The organism is Bartonella sp. CR84HXZ (genome assembly GCF_042194535.1).
GTDB lineage: Bacteria > Pseudomonadota > Alphaproteobacteria > Rhizobiales > Rhizobiaceae > Bartonella > Bartonella grahamii.
The window spans coordinates 84409-107661 of sequence record NZ_JBHIMY010000004.1 but is presented as its reverse complement, the minus strand read 5'-3'; the positions used below and the strand labels follow the sequence as shown (position 1 = coordinate 107661).

The window sequence follows — 23253 nt, the reverse complement described above, 5'->3', positions numbered from 1 at the left end:
ATTTAAAAACCTAATTCACTTAGCGAATTTACATTACTGAAAAAACAAAGCTTGTGCCAATACTCCCATGGATCTTTCTTAATAACAAAGCTATTAGGCGGTGTATTAAACCAATCATAAAGACGTGTGAGTAAGAAACGTAAAGACGCACCACGAGCTAACAAAACAATCTTGTCCAATTCTAAAGGGATCAATGGTCTTATTTTTTGATAATTTTCCAATAACTTACGTGCTTTGGCCAGATTATAGGAATGATCAGGCTCAAAGCACCAAGCATTTAAACAGATCGCTAAATCATAAGCAAAAAAGTCATTACAAGCAAAATAGAAATCTATCATCCCAGAAAGACGATGATTCACAAAAAAGACGTTATCATTAAATAAATCTGCATGGATAATGCCTATTGGTAAATTGAGCGGCCAATTTTCCTGTAAAAAAGCCAATTCAAACTCAATTTTTTGTCCAAATTCTTTTAATAATGCATCTTCTTTTGTTTGACAACGTTGCCACAATACCTGCCAATCCATAACAGAAAGAGTATTTTTACGACTGAGTGTAAAATCCTGTCCTGCTAAATGTAATTGTGCGAGCCCCGTCCCCACTTCACCACAATGATCTATAGTGGGCTGGCGGACCCACTCTCCTTCCAGAAAAGTAATAATAGCAGCAGGGCGTCCTGCTAATTCACAGATCATCATTCCATCATTTTGAATAACAGGTTGAGGACAAGGAATTCCACGCTGTCCTAAATGCTGCATCAAGCGACAAAAAAAAGGTAAATCATCTTTTGAAATACGTTTTTCATAAAGTGTTAAAATAAATCGCCCTTGTGTTGTCTCTAACATAAAATTAGAATTTTCAATCCCCTCCTCTATACCTTGATAAGACAAAAGTGACCCTATTGCATAACGTGTTAAAAACACTTTTAAATCATTTGAATGAATATCTGTATAAACGGCCATTATTCTGCTTTCGTTGTAGACATGTCTGTATTCTGATTTTCATTTTTTGCATTATTTGCTTGACCATTGACGAAAGCCATATCTTGAGACGTTAAAATGACGTCACGTAATTCGCGACTCACTAAAAATTTTTCCGTTTCTACCGCTGTTTCAGCTAATTCTATTGTGACATCATAACGCTCACGAAACGCTGAAATAATTTCATCAATAATAATTTCAGGAGCCGAAGCCCCTGCTGAAAGACTGACAATAGAAAGAGCTTTTAGGTTTTCAAAATTAATTTCATCAGCGCGCTGAACTAAAATAGCTTGCCGCGCACCAGACTTTTCGGCAACCTCTACTAAACGTCGTGAATTAGAAGAATTTGGCGCTCCAACAATCAAAAACAAATCACTCCCCTTTGCTGCTGCCTTAACCGCATCTTGTCGATTCGTTGTAGCATAGCAAATTGACTCAGCCGCTGGGGCCGCTAATGTAGGGAAACGTTGTTGTAATATATCGAGAATTCCTGCAGTATCTTCAACAGAAAGCGTTGTTTGTGTAACAAATCCTAATTTATCTGGATCATTGGGTTGGTAATGCAAAGCATCTTCTATCGTTTCAATAAGCGTCACAGCCCCTTCTTCAAGCTGTCCCATTGTCCCTATCACCTCAGGATGACCAGCATGACCAATCAATATAACATGACGACCATGACGTTGATGTCGTATCGCTTGTTTATGAACTTTCGAGACCAACGGACATGTTGCATCGAGATAAAACAAATTATAGCATCGTGCTTCTTCTGAAACAGATTTTGGTACACCATGAGCAGAAAAAACAACCGGTTGATTGCGATGTTCTTCTGGAATCTCATCAAGTTCTTCAACAAAAACGGCTCCCCGTTGTTGTAATCCCTCAACCACGTAGCGGTTGTGTACAATTTCATGACGAACATATACTGGAACACCATATTTTTTTAATGCAAGGAGAACAATCTGGATAGCACGATCAACCCCTGCACAAAATCCACGTGGACCACAAAGACGTATCGTTAAAGGGGGAAGTCCAGACATAAATCATCCTTAATCTCTACAGTTTTAGCTATATATTCAAACAACCTATCGTTATACACGAATAAGCAATGTAAAAAAACTGGCAATACCATCTTTTGCATAAGAACACACTCTATCGTGTTTTCTTACAATATGTTCTTGCAACAAAGCTCTTTTAAAATTTGTTCTTTCATTTTACGCGACTAAAGAGCGATAAAATACCAAACAAGAGATTCAATCAAAAGAACTCCAAAGATAGCTGCCAAATAAAGTAATGAAAAGAAAAACAGTTTTTTTGCCATCAAAATAGTTTCATTATGTGTATCAGCTTTCCACAAACGATAGGCAAAATAAACAAAGATAATGCTTAAAATTGTTGAAAAAATACCATAAAAAATTCCACCAAGACCAGTAAAGCAAGGAGCAGCTGCGCATAATGCCATCAAAATAGTATAAAATAAAATCTGTTTTTTTGTTGAATGTTCACCTCGTACATTAGGCATCATAGGGATACCTGCTGCCTCATAATCAAGAGATGAAAATAAAGAAAGAGACCAAAAATGAGGGGGGGTCCACATAAAAATGATTAAAAATAATAAAAAGCTATCAATACTCACTGTCCCTGTTGTCACGGCCCATCCAATCATTGGTGGAAAAGCCCCAGAAGCACCACCAATAACAATATTTTGTGGTGTGATACGCTTTAACCAAATTGTATAGATAACAACATAAAAGAAAATCGTAAACGCAAGAAAAAATGCCGCAAACCAATTAATGAAGCTCCCCATAACCAATACCGAAAGCATAGAAAGAACCATGCCAAAAATAAATGCTTTTCGGGAACTGATTTTACCCATAGGAATAGGACGCTTTTTGGTCCGTTCCATCACGGCATCAATGTCAGCATCATACCACATATTCAGTGCTCCCGCACCGCCACCACCGATAGCAATACATAAAATCGCTAAAAAACCATACAACGGATTGATAGGAACAGGCGATACAAGCAAACCAACCAGAGCCGTAAAGACCACAAGAGACATAACACGTGGCTTTAATAACGTGATATAATCACCAATACCGGATTTTGGTGGCGTTGATTTACCATTCACAACCGATAACTCTCCTGAAACTGACATTCCGCTCAAAGCCCTTTTCCATTTCTGTCATTCACAAACCAATATTATCTGACAAATATTATCTAGCGTATGGAAATGATCAATTAAGACCAATCGTATTTTTGAGAAAATATGAAACACCTCGTTCGCACGTATCCCCTAAAAATAGACGGAAATATTGGCAACAAAAATACATTTTTTCAATCAACATTCTCTCCTACATTACAAATGTATCATAAAAATATATCCTATGGATTAATATATTTGGGTAAATACTGATTTTGTGTTATAGTTTTTATGTGGGGAATTCATTTTTTTTATGTAAATCTATGCATGGTTGTGTGTGTTTGTTGAGTCGGATAGGATTTTCTGTGATACTTCATAAATTACTCAAAAAAAGTTTTGTTATTGGTGCTGTTCTTTACACACTTTATAGTAGTTTTATCAATCATGCATTTGCACAAACACCCTATGCGCAAAATGTCCCTGCTCCACAAACCTATGGTGCATGGACAAAAGTTTGTGCTCTACCGCCAGGTACACCTAACATGCAGTGTGAAGTTGTACAAAACGTTCATACACAAGGTCGTCATGATATTACCTTGCGCGTTACATTTTATAAACTTCCTCAAAAGCAAGGTGCTTTGATGCGTGTTTTTGTTCCAATTCGCGTTGAATTACGTCCTGGCGTTGGAATTAAAATTGACGATAAAAATATGGGCAGAATGGAATATCGTCGTTGTCTTGGTGATAATTGTGTTGCTGAAGCCTTTCTTAAAGAAGACATATTGCAGCTCTTTTTAAAAGGAAAAATGGCAACCTATTTTATTTTTACAACTCCTGAACAAGGGATTGGAGGTTTCGTTGACCTTCATGGTCTTGCCGACGCCTATACAACCTTACCTACATGAATGAAATCGATACACTTTAGACGATTAAAATCTCATTGTATATTTTGAAAGCTTCTTAAATTAGATTAATAAAAATCTTCTAAGTCCCCATAAAAATAGGATAATTCTTATGAAATCGCTGATTGATCATTTTGATATTACTTCCTCTAAAGTGCAATCACTTGTACAAGAAACGCTTCATCATGCTGATGACGGTGAGCTTTACCTTGAGTATACAGAAAGCGAAGCTCTTTTATTTGATAATGGACAGCTTAAAAACGGCTCTTTCCATCAAGATATGGGATTTGGTCTGCGTGTCGTTGCTGGAGAAGCTACCGGATATGCATATTCTAGTGAATTATCAGCTGCTGCACTCAAACGTGCCAGTGAAGCAGCTAAAGCTATTACCTATAATAATCATGCAGGGACTTATAGCATAGCACCTCAACAAACAAACAAGAGACTTTATCAACCGCATAATCCCCTTGATGCTCCATCATTTGAAGAAAAAAGTGCTCTTTTGCAAAAAATTGATGCCTATTTACGTGCTAAAAATGATAAATTGCATCAAGTGACTGCTTCTCTTTCCGGCTCGCTACAACATGTTGAAATTTTACGTGCAGATGGTTATTTGGTTCGTGATATTCGTCCCCTTGTGCGACTTTCTATCTCTGTAGTCGCAGCTGAAGGCAATCGGCGTGAAAATGGTTTTTATGGATGTGGAGGGCGACAAGCATTTGACCAATTTATTCATGAAGACAATTGGAAAAAAGCTGCGGATGAGGCCTTACGTATGGCTTTAACAAATTTAGAAGCAGAAGCAGCACCTGCAGGATCTTTTGATGTTGTCTTAGCCAATGGATGGCCTGGCGTTATGCTCCATGAAGCCGTAGGTCATGGTTTAGAAGGTGACTTTAACCGTAAAAAAACATCCGCTTTTGCTGGACTTTTAGGACAACAAGTTGCAGCAAAAGGTGTTACAGTTGTTGATGACGGAACAATTCCACAATGCCGTGGCTCTCTCACTGTCGATGATGAGGGGACCCCTTCAGGATATAACGTCCTTATTGAAGATGGAAAGCTCGTTGGTTTTATGCAAGACAGGCTTAATGCACGGCTTATGGGAGGTAAATCAACTGGAAATGGACGGCGTGAATCTTATGCTCATGCACCAATGCCACGAATGACCAATACAATCATGCTAGGAGGAGATAAAACACCTGAAGAAATCCTTTCTTCACTCAAACATGGTATCTATGCTGTTTCATTTGGTGGAGGACAAGTTGATATTACTTCTGGAAAATTCGTCTTTGAATGTACTGAAGCATACCGAGTAGAAAATGGTAAAATTGTAGCACCAATCAAAGGCGCAACTCTTATTGGAAATGGACCGGATGCTATGAAGCGTATTACAATGATTGGTAATGATAGTAAACTTGATAATGGTATCGGTCTCTGTGGAAAAGCTGGCCAAAATGTCCCTGTTGGTGTTGGTCAACCTCATCTTCGAATCAATAATATGACAATCGGTGGAACTGCGCTTATAAAGGAATAAGCGTTCTCATTCCTTCCCAATATTGCCTCCTTCTCGTCTATCACGACCACTTTGTGAGGGGGGTACAATGCGTTGATTTATAAAGATAATCTATCGTTTTTCATATTGAATTAGAACCTTGAATACCATAAGATTCTCTCATTTCAAATCTGTTCCATGTTGAATCAATCAAAATCTTTCGTTTGTACGTTACAGGTGGGGGGAGTTATATGAATAAAAACTGTAAAAGACAGGACCAAAGATTCCTCTTATGTCCCCTCTCAAGTACCAAGAGTTGTAGAAACATTGAGAGATGGCAAATATAACACTGGCACCGGCTTGTTCAGATACATCTTCTTCGTAATACATTAGTCTTTTGTGTGGGGTAATTTACCTTTTATATTTCATAATAAAAAAGTTTAAAATAAAAAACACTTTCTACATTCAGTGCTCTTAATTCAACGAGCAAAAGGTTATTATTATAGAGAAATTTTGGAGAGATTTTTATAATAATACTCAAGTAAACTTTAAAAAAATCTTCATGGCATTAAAAAATTTTAGGCTAAAGCTTCCAAGCTTTCTTTTTTTTCTTTTTGCTCAAAACAGCAACAATTTCGACATGTGGTGACCATAAAAATTGATCAATCGGTATGATTTTTTCTACTGTATACCCCCCTGCAACAAGAAGAGATAAATCACGAGCAAATGTAGTAGGATTACAGGAAATTGCCACAACACGTGATACTGTTGTCTTCGCTAATTCACGTACTTGTTGCTCTGCACCAGCACGGGGAGGGTCAAAAACAACACTCTCAAAACCCTCAAGTTCCTTTACAGAAAGGGGATGTCGGAAAAGATCACGTTTTTCACAAGTGACCGTTTTTAAACCAGTTGCAAAACGTGCTGCTGTATTTAGATTTCTTAATGCATCTTCATTATTTTCTACTGCATGAACATTCATCTTTTTTGCCATGCGCAAGGTAAATGTTCCTATCCCTGAAAACAAATCAACAGCATTCTTTGCTTTTTTTAAATGAGTCAAAATAATATTGCCCATTATATTTTCAGCTTCGCAGGTTGCTTGAAGAAAACCACCAGAAGGAAATTCAACACAGACATCTCCAAAGTAAATCTCTGGTTTTTCTCGTTCAACCAAAACTTCACCGTCAACAGATAAACGTATAATCCCATATGAAAGAGCAGCACTGATCATTTTCTGACGAAGTGATTCATGGTGTACAATGCAACCGCTTAAAGCAACATCTAAACCATTTTCAACACGTGTTATTGTAACATGAAACCGTTTGGCAGAGCTGCTTAGAAAAGCACAGAGCTCTCTGATATTATGCAACTGAGAAATAAGCTCTGGACGGCTTACTGGACATTCCTCAAGAGCTACAATCTCATGAGAGAGATAACGGTTAAAACCAACTTTTTGCCCCTGTGGGGTCATAGATGCTGTTAGAGTAATCCGCCGTCGGCTATAAGGTTTACATTCTATTAAAGGCGCAACAACATTATTAAGTCCATACTTTTTAAGCGCATCAACAACCAATTGTTGTTTCCATACGCGATAAGCATCCATATGCCAATGCTGAAGAGTACACCCTCCACATTCTCCAAAATGCTGACAAAGAGTATCAATGCGTTCTAATGATTTTTCTTTTAATGCTATACATGTTGCATATTTTCCATGAACAGTAATTTCAGCACACTCTCCTGGTAAAGTAAAAGGAACATAAACGAAGCCGTGAGACGTCCTAGAAGTACCATACCCATTTGCTCCGATATGGTCGATTATGACATTGTCACTCACTCTTGTTTTTCTCCGAATAGTAAATATTCCACGTTGCCATCACCACCTGTAATAGGGGAAGAAATTAAACCTTTTGCACTCCACCCTGTTTGTGTATTTAACCAAACAAAAAGCGCCTCAGCAGTTTCTTTAGCTATTGATGGATTTAATATTCCCCTCTTGCTAAAGTGTTTACGACCAACCTCAAACTGAGGCTTTACCAGTAAAACAGCTTGGGCACCCTTCTTGGCTAAAGACAAAACGGGAGGCAATGCAAGTTTGAGAGAAATAAAGCTAACATCTGAAACGATAAGATCAATTTCTCGCCCACCTAAATGTTTATGTTGAAAATCTCTAACATTCAAGCCTTCTAATAACGTTATAGCACTGTTGCCCAATAAACGTTTATCAAATTGATGATGCCCAACATCAACGGCAATTACATGAGCCGATCCACGCTCTAAGAGAACTTGTGTAAAACCACCTGTTGATGCGCCAACATCAATGGCCGTCACTTTATCTGTTATAATCGGAAATGCATCAAGTGCAGCAATCAATTTTAACGCTGCCCGAGAAACATAATTCTGCGCTGGATCATAAACAGCAATCTCTGCATCATCAAAAACGATTTGCCCAGCTTTAAAAACGATTTCGCCGTTAACTTTAACGGTTTGACGCATGACAGCATCACGTGCGCGTGAACGTGTCGTAAAAAAGTTTTTTTCAACTAAGAGAATATCGAGCCTTTTTCTGGCAGCCATATCATACTCGAATTTTTTATCCTGTTCGAATCTCGCGGCCTAAAGCAGCAAAAACCGTGTTGACAATACCCATAGCATCAAGCCCGATACGTGAAAGAACTTTTTCTGGTGCACCATGATTCAAATACTCATCAGGAAGTTTTAGTGTACGAGCTTTCAAACCATGCTCTAAGAGCCCTTCTTGCGCTAAAAATTGTAATATGTGCGCTCCAAAACCACCGATTGCCCCTTCTTCAATTGTCACCAATACTTCATGCTCACGTGCCAAACGACACATCAAATCCTTATCTAAAGGTTTCGCAAACCGTGCATCTGCAACCGTCGTAGATAATCTTTCAGCCTCCAATGCATCAGCAGCTTGTAACACTTCTGACATCCGCGTTCCAAAACAAACCAAAGCGATCCTATTTCCTTCACGCAGAACACGCCCTTTTCCAATTTCTAATAACTCACCACGTTGCGGTAAATCTATACCAATGCCCTCACCACGTGGATAACGAAAAGAAATTGGTCCCTGATCATAAGCTGCAGCTGTACGCACCATATGCATCAGTTCAAGCTCATCAGAAGGTGCCATAACAACAAACCTAGGAAGAGTGGACAAAAAAACAATATCAAAACTTCCAGCATGTGTTGCACCATCTGCCCCCACAAAACCTGCACGGTCAATAGCAAAACGTACCGGTAATTTTTGAATTGATACATCATGAATAATTTGATCATAAGCACGCTGTAAAAAAGTAGAATAAATTGCAACAAAAGGCTTGTACCCTTCACAAGCAAGACCTGCCGCAAAAGTTACGGCATGTTGCTCAGCGATACCAACATCAAACATTTTTTCAGGAAATTTTTTCGCAAAAGAATCAAGACCTGTCCCTGTTGGCATCGCTGCTGTTATGCCAACAATCTTATCATCATGGCGAGCTTCTTCTATTAAAGCTTTAGAAAATACCTTGGTATAGGGTAGAATATTACTTGATGCTTTAACCTGTTTTCCTGTCATGACATCAAAACGATTAACACCATGATATTTATCAGGTGAGGCTTCTGCAGGTGGATATCCCTTTCCCTTATGTGTGACAACATGCACCAAAACAGGACCACTAGGATATTCACGAACATTTTTTAAAACAGGCAATAAATGCCCCAAATTGTGCCCATCTATGGGGCCAAGGTAATAAAAGCCAAGCTCATCAAATAAAGTTCCCCCAACCAAAAGTCCACGCGCAAATTCCTCTGAACGACGCGCCTTATCCAAAAAAAACTTTGGCAATTTTTCGCTCAACATCTTTACGCGTTCACGCAAATGACGATAAGAAGGACGAGATACTAATCGTGCAAGATGTGCTCTCATAGCACCTGTAGGTGGTGCGATAGACATATCGTTATCATTAAGAACAACAATCAAGCGTGCATCCAAAGCACCAGCATTGTTCATTGCTTCATAAGCCATGCCCGCAGACATTGCACCATCACCGATGACAGCTATGATATTGCGTCTTGTCTCTGCTTTCAAAGCACTTGCCACCGCCATGCCAAGCCCCGCTGAAATAGAAGTAGACGAATGACCCGCTCCAAATGGATCATACACACTTTCTGAACGTTTTGTAAAACCTGATAATCCGCCCTCTTGACGTAATGTGCGAATTTTTTCTCTACGCCCCGTTAAAATCTTGTGTGGATAGGTTTGATGACCAACATCCCAAATAATCCTATCCTCTGGTGTATTAAAAATATAATGTAATGCAACAGTGAGCTCAACAACACCAAGTCCCGCCCCAAGATGACCACCTGTTACAGAAACCGCATCAATTGTTGCAGTCCGCAACTCATCAGCCAACTGTACCAAATCAGACTCAGGCAATGCCCGCAAATCTTGCGGAAAACAAATACGGTCAAGCAATGGTGTTAAGACCTGAGACAAAAAAAACCTTTCTATTATCTTAACTCAAGAAAACGAAACGATAAAAATATATCTTCTCTACTCTTATCTACAGTTTTGCATCTTTTTTACTGAAAAATGCTCTTTTCTATTTGAGATGAGCTATACTTTTCTCATTTTTTACTTATTTTATAAAAAAGAAATCAATCGATTTAATTTTCTATAAAAAAGGTTATTATATCTCCTCGTTTCACAATAAATATCCAAAATATTTAATATTATTTAGCATCAAGTGGTTCTACTCCTTCTGGAAAACCGTCTTCTGAAAGCTGTATTTTTTCAACTTTAGCTTCAGCAACTCTTAAGAGTTTTTCACAATGCTTTTTAAGCGCTTCACCGCGTTCATAAATATCAATGGATTGTTCCAAAGGCACATCGCCACGTTCCAAATTTTCGACAATAACTTCAAGTTGCTTAAGCGCTTGCTCAAAGCTTAAGGTCGTAATATCCCCCTCTTGTATCTCTTTTTTCATATGAACCTCAAAAAATATCTGTTCTAGATATACGAATTCCAAAACCTTCTAAACCTACATGATGATGCTCTTTAGCAGCATAAACAATAACAGAGCCTATTCCTAGATATTTTAAAATTTGTGATCCTAAACCAATTTTGCGCCATTCTTCTTCGCGTTCAATCGCCTGCACATGGTTTTCTGAACTGTCTCTTGCCATATTTTGAATATCAATAGTTGATTGCATAACAGATCCTTTACGCAAATAAATAAATACGCCACGTTTTTCTTTTTCCATCATACGCCGCATCACCACCATAATATCTGAAGATTGACAAAAAACGTCATTTATAATGTTTTCATGATGTAAATACACAGGAATATCCTCACCCTCACGGACATCACCAAAAACAATTGCAATATGCTGAACGGCTTCCCAAGGAAATTGATAACTTTGAACAATAGCGGGACCTACAGATGTTTCAATAGGCATTTCTCCAACATGCTTGATCAATATTTCCTTACGTTGGCGGTAAGCAATTAAATCTGCAACCGTTATCATATGTAACCGATGTTCTTGTGCAAATTTCATGATCTGATCGCCATGTTTAACGCTGCCATCATCATTGACCAACTCACCAATAACACCAACTGGTGGCAAACCAGCTAATTTACATAAATCAACAGCGGCCTCCGTGTGACCTGAACGCATGAGCACCCCCCCTTCATGCGCAATCAAAGGAAAAATATGTCCTGGACGGACAAAATCGTGAGCACCAGCATTTGGATTAGCAAGATTACGAACTGCCAATGTGCGGTCATGTGCAGAAATACCCGTTGTTATCCCATGTTTAAAATCCACAGTAACAGTAAATTGCGTCCCATGTGCAGAGTTATTATCTGGTACCATAGGAGCAAGATTAAACCGTTGTGCTTCTTTTTTTGGCATAGGTGTACACACAATACCTGTTGTGTGACGAAGAATAAACGCCATCTTTTCTTCTGTACAATACGCTGCAGCAACAGTTAAATCACCCTCATTTTCACGGTCATCATCATCTGTCACCACAACAATTTCACCGCGTTCAAAAGCTTTAAGTGCAGAAACAATTTTTTTTTCATCATACGCCATTGTTCACCTTTTCAATCACCCAATTTGACCGCGATGTCTTAGATAATGGTCAGCAATAGCACAAGCAACCATCGCTTCACCAACAGGAACGGCACGAATCCCAACACATGGATCATGACGTCCCTTCGTTATAACATCTATATCATGACCATCAACATCAATGGAGCGACGAGGCGTTAAAATTGATGAAGTAGGCTTTACAGCAAAACGTGCAACTATTGGCTGTCCACTCGATATTCCCCCTAAAATACCACCAGCATGATTGGATAAAAAAAGCGGTTTTCCATCATTTCCCATTCGCATTTCATCGGCATTTTCTTCTCCCCTCAGGCGGGCTGCCGCAAAACCATCACCAATTTCCACACCTTTTACCGCATTAATCGACATAAGTAACGATGCAATATCTTGATCAAGCTTTGCATAAATAGGGGCTCCTAAACCTGCCGGAACATTTTCTGCAACGATCTCAACAACCGCACCAACAGATGTTCCCTCTTTACGGAGTTTACTGATATAATCACTAAAAATGGGAACCATCTCTGCATCAGCTGTAAAAAAAGGATTATTATCAACCTCTGACCAATCCCACCGATCACGATTAATATTATGAGGACCAATTGCTATCACTGCTCCTCGTACAATCAAACCAGGAACGATTTTACGAGCAAATGCACCAGCTGCAACACGTGCTACCGTCTCCCGTGCTGAAGCACGTCCCCCACCTCGAAAATCACGAATGCCATATTTAATATCATAAGTATAATCCGCATGTCCTGGACGATACTGATGAGCAATCGAGCTATAATCCTTCGAACGCTGATCTGTGTTTCGAATCAACAGAGAAATTGGTGTACCTGTCGTCACCAATGTTGTCCCATCGTCTTGAACAACAACTCCTGAAAGGACCTCTACTTCATCTGGTTCTCGGCGCTGCGTTGTATATTTTGATTGTCCTGGTTTGCGTTTATCAAGATAAGCTTGAACTTCTGCAAGAGTAAAAATAATTCCAGGTGGACAACCATCAATGACACAACCAAGAGCAGCACCATGACTTTCACCCCATGTTGTTACACGAAACAAATGACCAAATGTATTATGCGACATGAAAAAAGATCCGTTTCTCTGTCAAATATATACAACGACAACGTATGTTGTGTGCTATACACAAGGTAGCTCGTTGCTCCCAAATACCCTTAGCCACTTTAAATTTGGTCAAATTACTGCTGTCCAATAAAATCCCATAAACCAAACTTTATTCTTTAACGACAGAAATGTCTGGTGCATCAACTGCTTTCATACCTATGATATTATAACCCGAATCGACATGATGGACTTCACCGGTAACAGAACGAGACAAATCTGAAAGAAAATAAAGCGCAGAATCACCAACCTCTTCAATTGTTACCGTACGACGTAATGGAGCATTATATTCATTCCATTTTAAAATATAACGAAAATCACCAATACCAGAAGCCGCTAACGTTTTAATTGGTCCAGCAGATATAGCATTAACACGAATATTTTGAGGACCTAAATCTACCGCTAAATATTTCACGCTCGCTTCAAGAGCTGCTTTGGCAACCCCCATTACATTATAATTGGGAACAACCTTTTCTGCACCATAATAGGTCAGTGTCAAGATTGACCCACCATCTGGCATCAATTTCTCTGCACGCTTCGTTAGAGCTGTTAGGGAATAAACGGAAATATTCATGGTCATCATAAAATTTGATTCGCTGATATCAATATAACGACCACTTAATTCGTCTTTATCAGAAAAACCAATAGCATGAACTAAAAAATCGAGTTTTCCCCATTTCTTCTCTATTTCTCTAAAGACCGTATCAATAGAGACACTGTCAGAAACATCACAATGTCCACAAACAAACCCCTTTAATTCTTCAGCCAAAGGCTCAACACGCTTTTTCATTGCTTCACCCTGATAGGTAAAAGCAAGCTCTGCCCCTGCGCTACTTGCCGCTTTAGCGATTCCCCAAGCGATGGAGCGATTATTGGCCAACCCCAAAATTAAACCACGCTTACCGTACAACAAACCATTACCCTTAGCCATCAGCACTGCCCCATTGTTACTTAAAATTAATATTATTCATCTGCCTATGACACAGGTCAACTTTTTCTTCAAGCAATTGGTTTAAAATCAAACAAAAACTACGCTTTTGTATATAAAAATTTTTAAAATTAATCTTGTTGCATTTGCAAAAACTGTTCTAGCGCGGCATTTTCACCTTCCGGCAACATAATGCGAACATGCACATAAAGATCATCTCTTGTACCATTTTTTAAACGAAGCCCTTTTCCTTTCAACCGTAAAACGCGATCAGAACTTGACCAAGCAGGAATCGTTAAAACCACACGTCCCTCCAACGTCTCAACTTCTTCTTTTGCTCCCAAAACAGCATGTTTAAGAGAAACTGGTAAATCAAGATGAAGTGCTCTTCCTTCAACCCGAAAACGAGGATGTTTTTGAATCTGAATGGTTATCAACGCATCTCCTGCTTGCCCGAGAGGTACCTCTTCTCCCTGACCTTTTAAACGAATAGTCTGTCCGTCTTCAATATAATCTGGAAGTTTAATTTTTAACTTTTTTCCATTTGGAAAAACAGCTTCCACCTTTTCTGCGCCAACCATCTGCTCTAATGTTATGGCAAGATTAGCACGAACATGTGCTCCTTGTTGGGAACGGTTATAGTGTGTGGAATTCGAAAAGCTACTACCTCCTCCAAACAGATCCCGAAAAATATCACTCGCATCAAAACCTGAACCACCTGAAGAGGAAAAATCAAATCCCTTTGCTCTTCCTGAAAAGGGATTTTGTTTATTGCTAAAATTTTCACCAGTACCATAAGCTTGATAAAGCGGTTTTCCTTCCATATCAATTTCACCGCGGTCAAATTGTGCCTTTTTATCCTTATCACCTATAATTTCATAAGCTTGATTAATTTCAGCAAATTTTTCTTTAGCCTTTGTATCATCTTTATTATGGTCTGGATGATACTTCTTTGCTAATCTTCTAAATGCCGATTTAATCTCTTGCGATTTTGCGGTACGTGCCACACCCAGAATCGTGTAGGGATCACGCATATTGCCCTCTTTTCAATTTTTTCGTTTTCAAAATATCAACTGATCCGTTGCTCAATATCCCTTATATCTTCATCAGTCTATTCTAGAGAATAATTTCTTCTTTCCTTTTTATATGTCTATCAATAAACTAAAATACCAGATAAAATGAGACATTTATTTAATATAGCTCATTGTAGCCTATGCTAAAGTAAAAATAATTAAACTACCATAGAAATACACAATAGCATTGGCTTTTTGATGATAAAGTAAATGAGAAAATGCCTCGCCCATACTCACTGATATTTGGAGAAACTATGAGCAACAAAATACCAACAGATGATCATTTTATGAAAATGCAAAAACCTTTTGAACTTTTCGCAAAGTGGCTTGAAGAGGCAACGATAAGTGAAATAAATGATCCAAATGCTATGGCATTAGCAACAGTTGATGAAACAGGACTCCCTAATGTTCGTATGGTTCTCCTCAAAGACTACAGTCCCCAAGGCTTCGTCTTCTATACCAATTATGAAAGCTGTAAAGGACAAGAAATTTTAAAATCAATGAAAGCATCTTTAGGTTTTCATTGGAAATCGCTCCGTCGTCAGGTCAGAATTAGAGGAATTGTTGAAAAAGTAAGTCAACAGGAAGCCGATGCCTATTTCCAATCGCGACCACGTGGTAGTCGAATTGGTGCATGGGCATCTAAACAATCTCAACCTTTAGACAATCGTTTTGTGCTCGAAAAAGCAATTGCTCAATATACTGCGCGTTATGCTCTAGGCAATATTCCACGACCACCTTATTGGTCTGGGTTTCGTGTTAAACCCCTTTCTATAGAGTTCTGGTGCGATCGCCCATTTCGTTTACATGATCGTCTGCTTTTTACACGCGATTGTGTTGAACACAGCGATTGGAAAAGACAAAAACTTTATCCCTAATCCTTCAAACTTCATCGTTATAAAGATTTTTTCTTCCCAACAGTTAAACAAGTATTTTTTATTTGAAAAATTCTAAAAGAAGATGATTTATTTTATTTAAATAGAAGAAATTCATTTTCACTGTAATTCATTTTCACTGTAAAAGTTGATTGGTAATATTTTCTACTGTATTGCTTAAAACAGATTAGCAACAAGCTTATTTAAAAGAAAATACTGTATTCAGCAGAAACTATGATTTTAGCTAACTTATTTTTAGACCGCAGGATAAAATATCGTCCATATACCCCCACATACCAAACCAGCAAAAATCACAAAACCAATAAGCGAATTAGATTTGAAAAGCCTGAGGCATTGTGAACTGTCATCTATATCAATGACTTTAATTTGAATAAACATATGGATGCTTGCCACAAAAATCCCCAAAAAACTAAGAACAGGGACTCCAGCTAAATAAAATGCTAAACTAACGAACACCACAAAACCACCATACAAAAATACTAAAGCACGCTTGGTTCCTTTACCAAAGAGAAGGGCCGTAGAACGGACACCAACAGTAGCATCATCTTCTTTATCTTGATGTGCGTAGATTGTATCGTATCCTATGGTCCACAAGATTGATCCCACATAAAGCAAGATTGGTGCCCAGCTTAAACTTCCAAAGACAACAGCCCACCCCATTAATGCCCCCCAATTAAACGCAACGCCTAAAAAAAACTGCGGCCAATATGTTACGCGTTTCATAAAAGGATAAAATGCAACAGCTATCAATGACGAAATACCTAGAAAAAAACTAAACCTATTAAATTGTGATAAAACGACTAAACCAACCAAACATTGCATAAGTATAAAAACTCTTGCTTGAAACCGACTCACATGACCTGTCGGCAATGGGCGAGAACGTGTCCTTTCTACCTGAGCATCAATTTTATGGTCAATAAGATCATTCCAAGTACATCCTGCCCCTCGCATAGCAATAGATCCCAGAAAAAAAAGAAAAAGATACCAAACCCAGTGAAGAAACATTGATAAAAGAGTATCGTAATGCATGTTATAAGAGAAAAAAGCCATTGTTGTTGACCAAAAACAAGGCCACATCAACAATTGCCATCCGATAGGCCGATCCCAACGCGCCAATTGCGCATAAAACCATAAAGAACAGGGAAGGAAATTGTAGACCCATTGTTTGGAAGATGCATCCATAACCCGTCCCTGACTCTCACAGGATTGAACATGCGCGATATTTTTATTTTTTTTCATCAAATGATTTACCTTTGGTCTTGCGATAGAGACATTTCATTCTTATGAGAAGGAGATGAGATTAATCATCTTTTATGAGAGGAGCAAGCAATGAATATTCTTCTTATTGGCTCAGGTGGACGAGAACATGCTTTAGCATGGAAAATAGCTGCATCACCACTGCTAACAAAGTTATATTGTGCTCCTGGAAACCCTGCAACAACAGAATTTGGTGAAAATATTAATTTAAACATTGATGACCATCCCCTTGTTATTGATTTTTGTAAAAAACATTCTATTGATCTTGTGATTGTAGGACCAGAAGCACCATTGGTTGCGGGTATAACAGACTCTCTTAATAGCGCTAACATCTGTGTATTTGGTCCTACTCAAAAAGCTGCTCAACTAGAAGGTTCTAAAGCTTTTACAAAAGATTTATGTCGTAAGAATAACATTCCTACAGGAAGTTACCAATGCTTTAATGATGCCTCTAAAGCTAAAGCTTACATTCATCAACAAGGTGTTCCCATTGTTATTAAAGCTGATGGCTTAGCAGCTGGCAAAGGTGTCGTGGTTGCAACAACTATGGAAGAAGCATTTAACGCAGTCGATGCCTGCTTCAAAAGTGCATTTGGAGATGCAGGAAACAAAATTGTTGTAGAATCTTTTCTTGAAGGTGAAGAAGCAAGCTTCTTCTGCCTTTGTGATGGTAAAGTTGCTCTTCCTTTTGGTTCTGCTCAAGACCATAAACGTGTAGGTGATGGCGATATTGGAGCAAACACCGGTGGTATGGGTGCTTATTCACCAGCGCCCATCATGACCCAAGAAATAGTGAATCGTACCCTCAAAGAAATTGTTGAACCAGCTTTAAAAAGCATGAAAGAAATGGGCGCCCCCTTTAAAGGTATTCTCTTCGTCGGATTAATGATAACGCAAAAAGGACCCGAATTAATTGAATTTAACGTACGATTCGGTGATCCTGAATGTCAAGTTTTAATGATGCGCCTCAAAGATGACATTTTGCCAATTTTTCTTGCTGCAGCTCAAGGAAAACTTGAAAATAAGCCTCTTCGGTGGTCTGAAAAAACTGCTCTCACCGTTGTTATGGCTGCCAATGGTTATCCAGACTCTCCCCAAAAAGGTACTGTTATCCGTAACGTTGATAAAGTAAACAATCTTCCCGATGTGAAAGTTTTTCAAGCTGGTACAGTATTGCGTGATGGAGAACTCATTGCAAATGGTGGACGTGTCCTCAACATAACAGCAACAGGAAAAACGATTACGCACGCACAAAAACGTGCTTATGAAGCTGTTGATTGTATTGATTGGCCAGAAGGTTTTGTTCGTCGTGATATCGGATGGAGAGCCATTGCGCGAGAAAACTAAATCCTTTGAATATTCTTTTTTCCGATTTGATTATTTTATATAAGAGCATGATACACAAATTTTCTTACTGTTTTACGTTGACCATAATTTTGAAAAAATGAGTGTGCTTTCCTTTGAACAATCAAATATTGTAAATAGGATATCTACTCATGATAAAATAGGAAATTTCTCTGAATATAACACTGTGATATAAACTGATCATTTTACTGTTGTATTTAATTTAAACGTATTTTCTCATCATCTTTATAAATACTTTCTTTCTTATAAAACCCTGAAGAAAAACATATATACTATCATTTCTCTTATTTATTGCGTTTTTTAATGAAATTCCGCTTTTACGAAAAATAAAATGCCAAAAAAAAGATACTGATGTTATTCACGTACAAATTCTTAAACAATATCTCTCATGCTCGTCACTCCCATTTTACGACACTACCTGCAAATAGTATAAATCCATTCTGCCATCTTTCTGAAATAAAGATAAAAACCGATACTATCATTGTATTTTCCAACTCCCAATATTACGATAACCCTTTCTATCTAAACGCTTTATCAGAGAGTGTTTACTCTTTTTTAATGATTTTTATCCACACTCTACCCCTTCTTATAACGTGCAAAAAAATGATTTTGATTATAGGAGAGAGATGAAGTAAGAATATTTTGCAATATTCAAAGCTCTCATTCAACATGGAGAAATGATTTATAAAAAAGTAAAAAACACTTCCAGCAATCTGCTCGTGTTTTAATGATGTGGCAAAAACCAAAAATTACACCGCCAAAAAAACGGTTTCTATTGTTATGAAAGCCGTTTTTACCTCTCCGAGAAAAGCGTTTAACATAACCGATTCCTGCTGCCAATGTATGGTGTCAAAAAACTCTCATTTACAATCATTGACTTCCTCTTTGCCTTAAAGAACCAAAAGTCACACCAAATCCCATCTGTAAACGTCCGGATTCTCATTGAGCGGGTTCCTCTTGGTTCCTACTCATATGCTTCACTTACACAAAGATCGACAAGCAAACTTAAGAATATTCGCCATGTCCTCTAAAAATACTTCATGTGTGAAGTTTACACGCCTTATATTACCGCCCCAAACAACGATGTTTTACGGCACAACAAGATAAATGCTTACGGTAGTACAAAAATGAATGCATATTAATATTACTGGAGTGCAATTCGATTCGCAATCACCAAACGCAAGCCTAACGGATTGCTATAACGAAGTAAAAAACGCTTTTGTTTAGAATGTGCTGTTGTACCAAAAAAACGATGTAAATCAGAACGATCTTTTACAACCAGAATGCGATTATCTTCATTGATCATAAGCATGGGGAGTCCATAAGTATCCGCCCATAATCGCCAATCCAGAAGAACATTATTCAAATCTCTGGAAACCAAAAGCGGTATACAAGCTTCCTCATCGGCATGAAGTAATTCTAATGCAACAGCTCTTTCTCCTGAACGCGTTTTCACGGTACGTGCTGCAATTCCTTGGAAATGATAAGGGGGTATTAAATGCGATAAGCTTGAAGGCATATCCGTTTTAAAAGAAACACCACGCTCATTTAACGAACAAATAACCTGATTACCCGTTTTGGATGAAAAATATGTCGTCGTTTGTGGCAAATGGCACGGATCTAACCGAAATTCAAGCACCGCTTTTGCCTGATTAAAGCATTGATTAGCCATATACATTATCCCAATTTATCTTAAATAACATACACCCTTTAGCAGCTTTTTCTCATTGGATTATTAAAAGTTTGAATAAAAAACAACTGGTTTCTTTTTTGGTTATTAAAATCTAAACAAAAATACATGATCACTATTCTTGAATTATAATACTTTTCCGGGATTCATTATCCCTAAAGGATCGAGCGTTTTTTTAATCCCTTGCATAATATCCAATGCGACAGGCGATTTAAAAGAACGAAGTTCTTCGCGCTTAAGCTGACCAATTCCATGCTCAGCAGAAAATGCACCTCTATAGTCCATCACTAAACTATGAATGCGATGATTCATTTTTGACCATAACTGCAAGAACACCATCGTATCAGCTCCTACAGGTTGTGTAATGTTATAATGTAAATTTCCATCGCCCATGTGTCCAAAACAAATCACCCGTGCTCCTGGAGCAATATCTTCAACAATAAGCGCTGCCTCAGCAATAAAATCAGGAATAGAAGCAAGTGGGACCGCAATATCATGCTTAATGGACCCTCCTGCTAACTTTTGTGCATAGGATATACTTTCACGCAACTGCCAAAAAAAATCTTGCTGTTTTAAAGATTGTGCAACAATTGCATCTTCTATCACCGCATTCTTTAAAGCTTCTTCTAAAATAATACTCAGTACTGATAACGCCTCATCATCGCCTTGCAATGATGAAATGTTCATTAATACATACCATTCATGCTTCCGCTGAAGAGGAGGCTTCTCACACATCTTATAATCTAAAGCCATTTGCAAACTGAGATTTCCCATGAGCTCAAAACCTGTCAACATCCCTCCTCCATATTTTTGAGCCAGAGATAAAAACTCTAAAGCCTTCGCCGGACTATATAATCCCACCAAAGCAACAGCTTTTCCTTTTATTTTTGGAAACATCTTCAAAACGGCTGCGGTTATAACACCTAATGTGCCTTCTGCACCAATAAAAAGATTTTTCAAATCGTAACCGCTATTATCTTTTTTAACAAAACGCAAATCATCTAAAATACGGCCATCCGGTAAAACAACTTCCAAACCAAGACAAAGATCACGCATATTGCCATAGGCTAAAACAGCTGTCCCTCCAGCATTCGACGAAAGATTTCCCCCTACTTGACAAGAACCTTCAGAAGCCAAAGAAAGAGGGAAAAAACGACCTGATTCATCCACTTTTTTCTGTAAATCCTGTAAAATAACACCTGCCTCTACAACAACAAAATTTCCCTCAAGATTTATAGTTCTAATCTTATTTAATCGTTCCATGGATAAAAGAACGCTCCCTCCTCTTTCATCTGGTTGTTGTCCCCCCACAAGCCCTGTATTTCCACCCTGTGGCACAATCGGTGTGCGTGTTTTGCTCGCTAGCTGCATAATCGATGAGACCTCTGCGCAAGAAGATGGACGTAAAAGTAAAGGTGTTTTTCCATGAAAAAGCCCACGCTCTTCAAGCAAATACGGTGCAATCAACGCTTGATCTGTTATAGCATGCTTAGCACCAACAATTTCTCTAAACCCCTCAATTAATTTCTGCTCCATGTTTGTTTCTCCTTTGGAGCCGCAGCCCGTATAAGACGATCATTGATCGCCTCCCCTAATCCGTATGATGGAATAGGTTCTACTGCGATACATCTCACTTTAAATGAATCTAATTCCTTCATATATTGAAATAAATGAAAGGCTGCCTCTTCCAACTTTCCATCTTCGCTAAGATTTAAAATAGAAACGGCATTTTCAGCCCCCATAACGCGCTTTGAACCAAATGCTAAAAGCGCTTCACCATTTTCCACCTTTTCTACATTCAAACGAATCGTAGCATTGGGAGCATAATGCGACTTTAACATCCCTGGAGCTTCAATCGCCGCCCTTTGATCTATCCGTTTTAAAGACTTCCCCACAATTTCTTCAATTTTATCAGCCGCAAGCCCCCCTGGACGCAAAAGATAAATATTTTCATCACAAATCTTAATAATCGTTGATTCAAGCCCTATTTTAGCAGGTCCTCCGTCCAATATCAAAGGAACAGATTCCCCCAAAGATGCAAAAACAGCCTCAGCTGAAGTAGGGCTAAGACGCCCCGACTGATTCGCACTAGGAGCAGCAAGTGGTCGGCCAAAATGTTGTACTACTTCCGCAAAACGACTGTCTGGAAAACGAACAGCCAAGGTATTCAAACCAGAGGTTGTTAAAGGATGAATATTATGCTGTTCCTTTAAAGGCAAAACCAATGTCAAAGGCCCTGGCCAAAATTCCTCCATTAATTGGCGTGAAAGAAAGTCAATTTTCACATAACGTTCCGCCATTTCGATGCCGCTGACATGCACAATAAGAGGATTAATTTGCGGACGACTCTTTGTAGAAAAAATAGAAGAAATTGCCCTCCCATTTGTTGCATCGCCCGCTAATCCATAAACAGTTTCCGTTGGTAATGCTACTAACTTCCCTTGTTTAAGAAGCGCTATTGCCTCTCTTATCGAAGCACTATTGAGTGGTAGAATCGTCATGACACACCATTTCTATAACACTCTTTTAGTGGTGCAAAACTATAACGATGTAATCCTATAATTGGTCCATATTTATCAAGAGCTGTACGATGCGCTAGTGTTGCATAACCTACATGCTTCTCTAAACCATACCCTTTATAAACTTGTCCTGCACACTCCATCATCCTGTCACGCGTTACTTTCGCAATAATAGATGCGGCTGCAATTGAAACCGAACGCTGATCGCCCTTAATCAACGCCATTGCAGGACAGGACAACTCAGAAGGAATATCACGTCCATCAACAAGGACATAGTGGGCTGGAATGGCTAACCCTATAATACAGCGACGCATTGCTTCTAAAGTTGCTTTTCTAATATTAGATTGATCAATTGTACGAGCACAAAGACTAGCGACTGAAACCGCTAATGCACTTTGCAAAATTTCATGATAAAGTCTATTTCGTTGGAGAAAAGAAAGTTTTTTTGAATCATTTAACCCATTAGGAATATGGTCTTTATCCAAGATAACTGCTGCCGTTACCACAGGTCCAGCGAGAGGCCCCCGTCCTACTTCATCAACACCTGCTATATGAAAAAAACCCTGTTTTTGCAAATCCAATTCGCACGAAAAATTTGGTTGAAGCGGAACATTAAACATCTTTGATAAATCACAATACAACAAACATACATCTATTTCTGTAGCCTGATCATTTTTTGCAAGCATTACAGTTTTAAATGGCTCTCCAAACATTATGCGAATTCTTGCACAAAAGATAAAAAAATACATTTCTTTGGTTACCCTC

The 23253-nt window shown here is 38.5% G+C and carries 20 protein-coding genes; 4 read left to right on the top strand and 16 right to left on the bottom strand.

Features of this window, described 5'->3' with window-relative positions; genetic code table 11:
* Positions 1-2 precede the first annotated feature (2 nt).
* The 3 genes from ACFIKD_RS03185 to cyoE form a co-directional block, all read right to left on the bottom strand.
* Entirely contained in the window at positions 3-962 is a 960-nt protein-coding gene (locus ACFIKD_RS03185) for a homoserine kinase (protein ID WP_375635766.1), read from the bottom strand.
* Positions 962-2017, bottom strand: coding sequence for a 4-hydroxy-3-methylbut-2-enyl diphosphate reductase (gene ispH, locus ACFIKD_RS03180; protein WP_375635767.1), 1056 nt, complete (start codon positions 2015-2017; stop codon positions 962-964). The genes ACFIKD_RS03185 and ispH overlap by 1 nt, the downstream gene beginning before the upstream one ends.
* Before the next feature lie 182 nt (positions 2018-2199).
* Positions 2200-3135 (bottom strand): heme o synthase, encoded by a 936-nt coding sequence (gene cyoE, locus ACFIKD_RS03175; RefSeq protein ID WP_375635768.1) that lies wholly within the window; start codon positions 3133-3135, stop codon positions 2200-2202.
* A gap of 308 nt (positions 3136-3443) precedes the next feature.
* Here cyoE and ACFIKD_RS03170 point away from each other — a divergent pair, with 308 nt between their 5' ends.
* Complete coding sequence (locus tag ACFIKD_RS03170) at positions 3444-4025, top strand: invasion associated locus B family protein (protein WP_375647207.1); 582 nt, start codon at positions 3444-3446, stop codon at positions 4023-4025.
* 109 nt (positions 4026-4134) lie between these two features.
* Positions 4135-5559: a metalloprotease TldD gene (tldD, locus tag ACFIKD_RS03165; protein ID WP_375644568.1), complete on the top strand. Its 1425-nt coding sequence runs from the start codon at positions 4135-4137 to the stop codon at positions 5557-5559.
* A gap of 541 nt (positions 5560-6100) precedes the next feature.
* Here tldD and ACFIKD_RS03160 read toward each other — a convergent pair.
* The 8 genes from ACFIKD_RS03160 to ACFIKD_RS03125 form a co-directional block, all read right to left on the bottom strand.
* A complete protein-coding gene (locus ACFIKD_RS03160) occupies positions 6101-7354 on the bottom strand; it encodes a class I SAM-dependent RNA methyltransferase (protein WP_375647206.1) in 1254 nt (417 codons plus the stop codon).
* On the bottom strand, positions 7351-8094 hold the full coding sequence (locus ACFIKD_RS03155; protein WP_375647205.1) for a TlyA family RNA methyltransferase: 744 nt from the start codon (positions 8092-8094) through the stop codon (positions 7351-7353). The genes ACFIKD_RS03160 and ACFIKD_RS03155 overlap by 4 nt, the downstream gene beginning before the upstream one ends.
* Positions 8095-8110: 16 nt before the next feature.
* Positions 8111-10018 carry a 1-deoxy-D-xylulose-5-phosphate synthase gene (dxs, locus tag ACFIKD_RS03150; RefSeq protein WP_375647204.1) on the bottom strand — a complete coding sequence of 636 codons (1908 nt, stop codon included), beginning with the start codon at positions 10016-10018 and terminating at the stop codon, positions 8111-8113.
* A 236-nt stretch (positions 10019-10254) separates the two neighbouring features.
* On the bottom strand, positions 10255-10509 hold the full coding sequence (locus ACFIKD_RS03145; protein ID WP_375647203.1) for an exodeoxyribonuclease VII small subunit: 255 nt from the start codon (positions 10507-10509) through the stop codon (positions 10255-10257).
* Positions 10510-10516: 7 nt separating this feature from the next.
* On the bottom strand, positions 10517-11620 hold the full coding sequence (ribB, locus tag ACFIKD_RS03140; RefSeq protein ID WP_375635775.1) for a 3,4-dihydroxy-2-butanone-4-phosphate synthase: 1104 nt from the start codon (positions 11618-11620) through the stop codon (positions 10517-10519).
* 15 nt (positions 11621-11635) lie between these two features.
* On the bottom strand, positions 11636-12724 hold the full coding sequence (gene aroC, locus ACFIKD_RS03135) for a chorismate synthase (protein ID WP_375635776.1): 1089 nt from the start codon (positions 12722-12724) through the stop codon (positions 11636-11638).
* Positions 12725-12872: 148 nt separating this feature from the next.
* Positions 12873-13691 carry an enoyl-ACP reductase FabI gene (gene fabI, locus ACFIKD_RS03130; protein ID WP_273787904.1) on the bottom strand — a complete coding sequence of 273 codons (819 nt, stop codon included), beginning with the start codon at positions 13689-13691 and terminating at the stop codon, positions 12873-12875.
* 128 nt (positions 13692-13819) lie between these two features.
* Positions 13820-14722, bottom strand: a complete 903-nt coding sequence (locus ACFIKD_RS03125; protein ID WP_375647201.1) for a DnaJ C-terminal domain-containing protein — start codon at positions 14720-14722, stop codon at positions 13820-13822.
* A gap of 293 nt (positions 14723-15015) precedes the next feature.
* Here ACFIKD_RS03125 and pdxH point away from each other — a divergent pair, with 293 nt between their 5' ends.
* Complete coding sequence (gene pdxH / locus ACFIKD_RS03120) at positions 15016-15639, top strand: pyridoxamine 5'-phosphate oxidase (RefSeq protein ID WP_273787902.1); 624 nt, start codon at positions 15016-15018, stop codon at positions 15637-15639.
* A gap of 252 nt (positions 15640-15891) precedes the next feature.
* On the opposite strand, the gene ubiA is transcribed toward pdxH, so the two are convergent.
* Complete coding sequence (gene ubiA, locus ACFIKD_RS03115) at positions 15892-16896, bottom strand: 4-hydroxybenzoate octaprenyltransferase (protein ID WP_375635778.1); 1005 nt, start codon at positions 16894-16896, stop codon at positions 15892-15894.
* Positions 16897-16986: 90 nt separating this feature from the next.
* On the opposite strand from ubiA, the gene purD reads away from it, so the two are divergent.
* Positions 16987-18261, top strand: a complete 1275-nt coding sequence (gene purD, locus ACFIKD_RS03110; RefSeq protein WP_375635779.1) for a phosphoribosylamine--glycine ligase — start codon at positions 16987-16989, stop codon at positions 18259-18261.
* 1162 nt (positions 18262-19423) lie between these two features.
* Here purD and ACFIKD_RS03105 read toward each other — a convergent pair.
* The 4 genes from ACFIKD_RS03105 to ACFIKD_RS03090 all read right to left on the bottom strand — a co-directional run bounded on the left by ACFIKD_RS03105 (position 19424) and on the right by ACFIKD_RS03090 (position 23108).
* A complete protein-coding gene (locus ACFIKD_RS03105) occupies positions 19424-19951 on the bottom strand; it encodes a DUF6101 family protein (RefSeq protein ID WP_012754813.1) in 528 nt (175 codons plus the stop codon).
* 144 nt (positions 19952-20095) lie between these two features.
* Positions 20096-21505, bottom strand: coding sequence for an FAD-binding oxidoreductase (locus ACFIKD_RS03100; protein WP_375644562.1), 1410 nt, complete (start codon positions 21503-21505; stop codon positions 20096-20098).
* A complete protein-coding gene (locus ACFIKD_RS03095; protein ID WP_375635781.1) occupies positions 21490-22470 on the bottom strand; it encodes an L-threonylcarbamoyladenylate synthase in 981 nt (326 codons plus the stop codon). Before ACFIKD_RS03095 ends, ACFIKD_RS03100 begins: the two co-directional genes overlap by 16 nt.
* Entirely contained in the window at positions 22467-23108 is a 642-nt protein-coding gene (locus tag ACFIKD_RS03090) for a ribonuclease HII (protein WP_375635838.1), read from the bottom strand. The genes ACFIKD_RS03095 and ACFIKD_RS03090 overlap by 4 nt, the downstream gene beginning before the upstream one ends.
* Between the last annotated feature and the right edge of the window lie 145 nt (positions 23109-23253).

Excerpts from the sequence above, each read along its gene's own strand:
- ACFIKD_RS03185 (WP_375635766.1), bottom strand. The coding sequence starts at position 962 with ATGGCCGTTTATACAGATATTCATTCAAATGATTTAAAAGTGTTTTTA.
- ispH (WP_375635767.1), bottom strand. The coding sequence starts at position 2,017 with ATGTCTGGACTTCCCCCTTTAACGATACGTCTTTGTGGTCCACGTGGA.
- cyoE (WP_375635768.1), bottom strand. The coding sequence starts at position 3,135 with ATGTCAGTTTCAGGAGAGTTATCGGTTGTGAATGGTAAATCAACGCCA.
- ACFIKD_RS03170 (WP_375647207.1), top strand. The coding sequence starts at position 3,444 with ATGCATGGTTGTGTGTGTTTGTTGAGTCGGATAGGATTTTCTGTGATA.
- tldD (WP_375644568.1), top strand. The coding sequence starts at position 4,135 with ATGAAATCGCTGATTGATCATTTTGATATTACTTCCTCTAAAGTGCAA.
- ACFIKD_RS03155 (WP_375647205.1), bottom strand. The coding sequence starts at position 8,094 with ATGGCTGCCAGAAAAAGGCTCGATATTCTCTTAGTTGAAAAAAACTTT.
- ACFIKD_RS03145 (WP_375647203.1), bottom strand. The coding sequence starts at position 10,509 with ATGAAAAAAGAGATACAAGAGGGGGATATTACGACCTTAAGCTTTGAG.
- ribB (WP_375635775.1), bottom strand. The coding sequence starts at position 11,620 with ATGGCGTATGATGAAAAAAAAATTGTTTCTGCACTTAAAGCTTTTGAA.
- aroC (WP_375635776.1), bottom strand. The coding sequence starts at position 12,724 with ATGTCGCATAATACATTTGGTCATTTGTTTCGTGTAACAACATGGGGT.
- fabI (WP_273787904.1), bottom strand. The coding sequence starts at position 13,691 with ATGGCTAAGGGTAATGGTTTGTTGTACGGTAAGCGTGGTTTAATTTTG.
- ACFIKD_RS03125 (WP_375647201.1), bottom strand. The coding sequence starts at position 14,722 with ATGCGTGATCCCTACACGATTCTGGGTGTGGCACGTACCGCAAAATCG.
- pdxH (WP_273787902.1), top strand. The coding sequence starts at position 15,016 with ATGAGCAACAAAATACCAACAGATGATCATTTTATGAAAATGCAAAAA.
- ubiA (WP_375635778.1), bottom strand. The coding sequence starts at position 16,896 with ATGAAAAAAAATAAAAATATCGCGCATGTTCAATCCTGTGAGAGTCAG.
- purD (WP_375635779.1), top strand. The coding sequence starts at position 16,987 with ATGAATATTCTTCTTATTGGCTCAGGTGGACGAGAACATGCTTTAGCA.
- ACFIKD_RS03105 (WP_012754813.1), bottom strand. The coding sequence starts at position 19,951 with ATGGCTAATCAATGCTTTAATCAGGCAAAAGCGGTGCTTGAATTTCGG.
- ACFIKD_RS03100 (WP_375644562.1), bottom strand. The coding sequence starts at position 21,505 with ATGGAGCAGAAATTAATTGAGGGGTTTAGAGAAATTGTTGGTGCTAAG.
- ACFIKD_RS03095 (WP_375635781.1), bottom strand. The coding sequence starts at position 22,470 with ATGACGATTCTACCACTCAATAGTGCTTCGATAAGAGAGGCAATAGCG.
- ACFIKD_RS03090 (WP_375635838.1), bottom strand. The coding sequence starts at position 23,108 with ATGTTTAATGTTCCGCTTCAACCAAATTTTTCGTGCGAATTGGATTTG.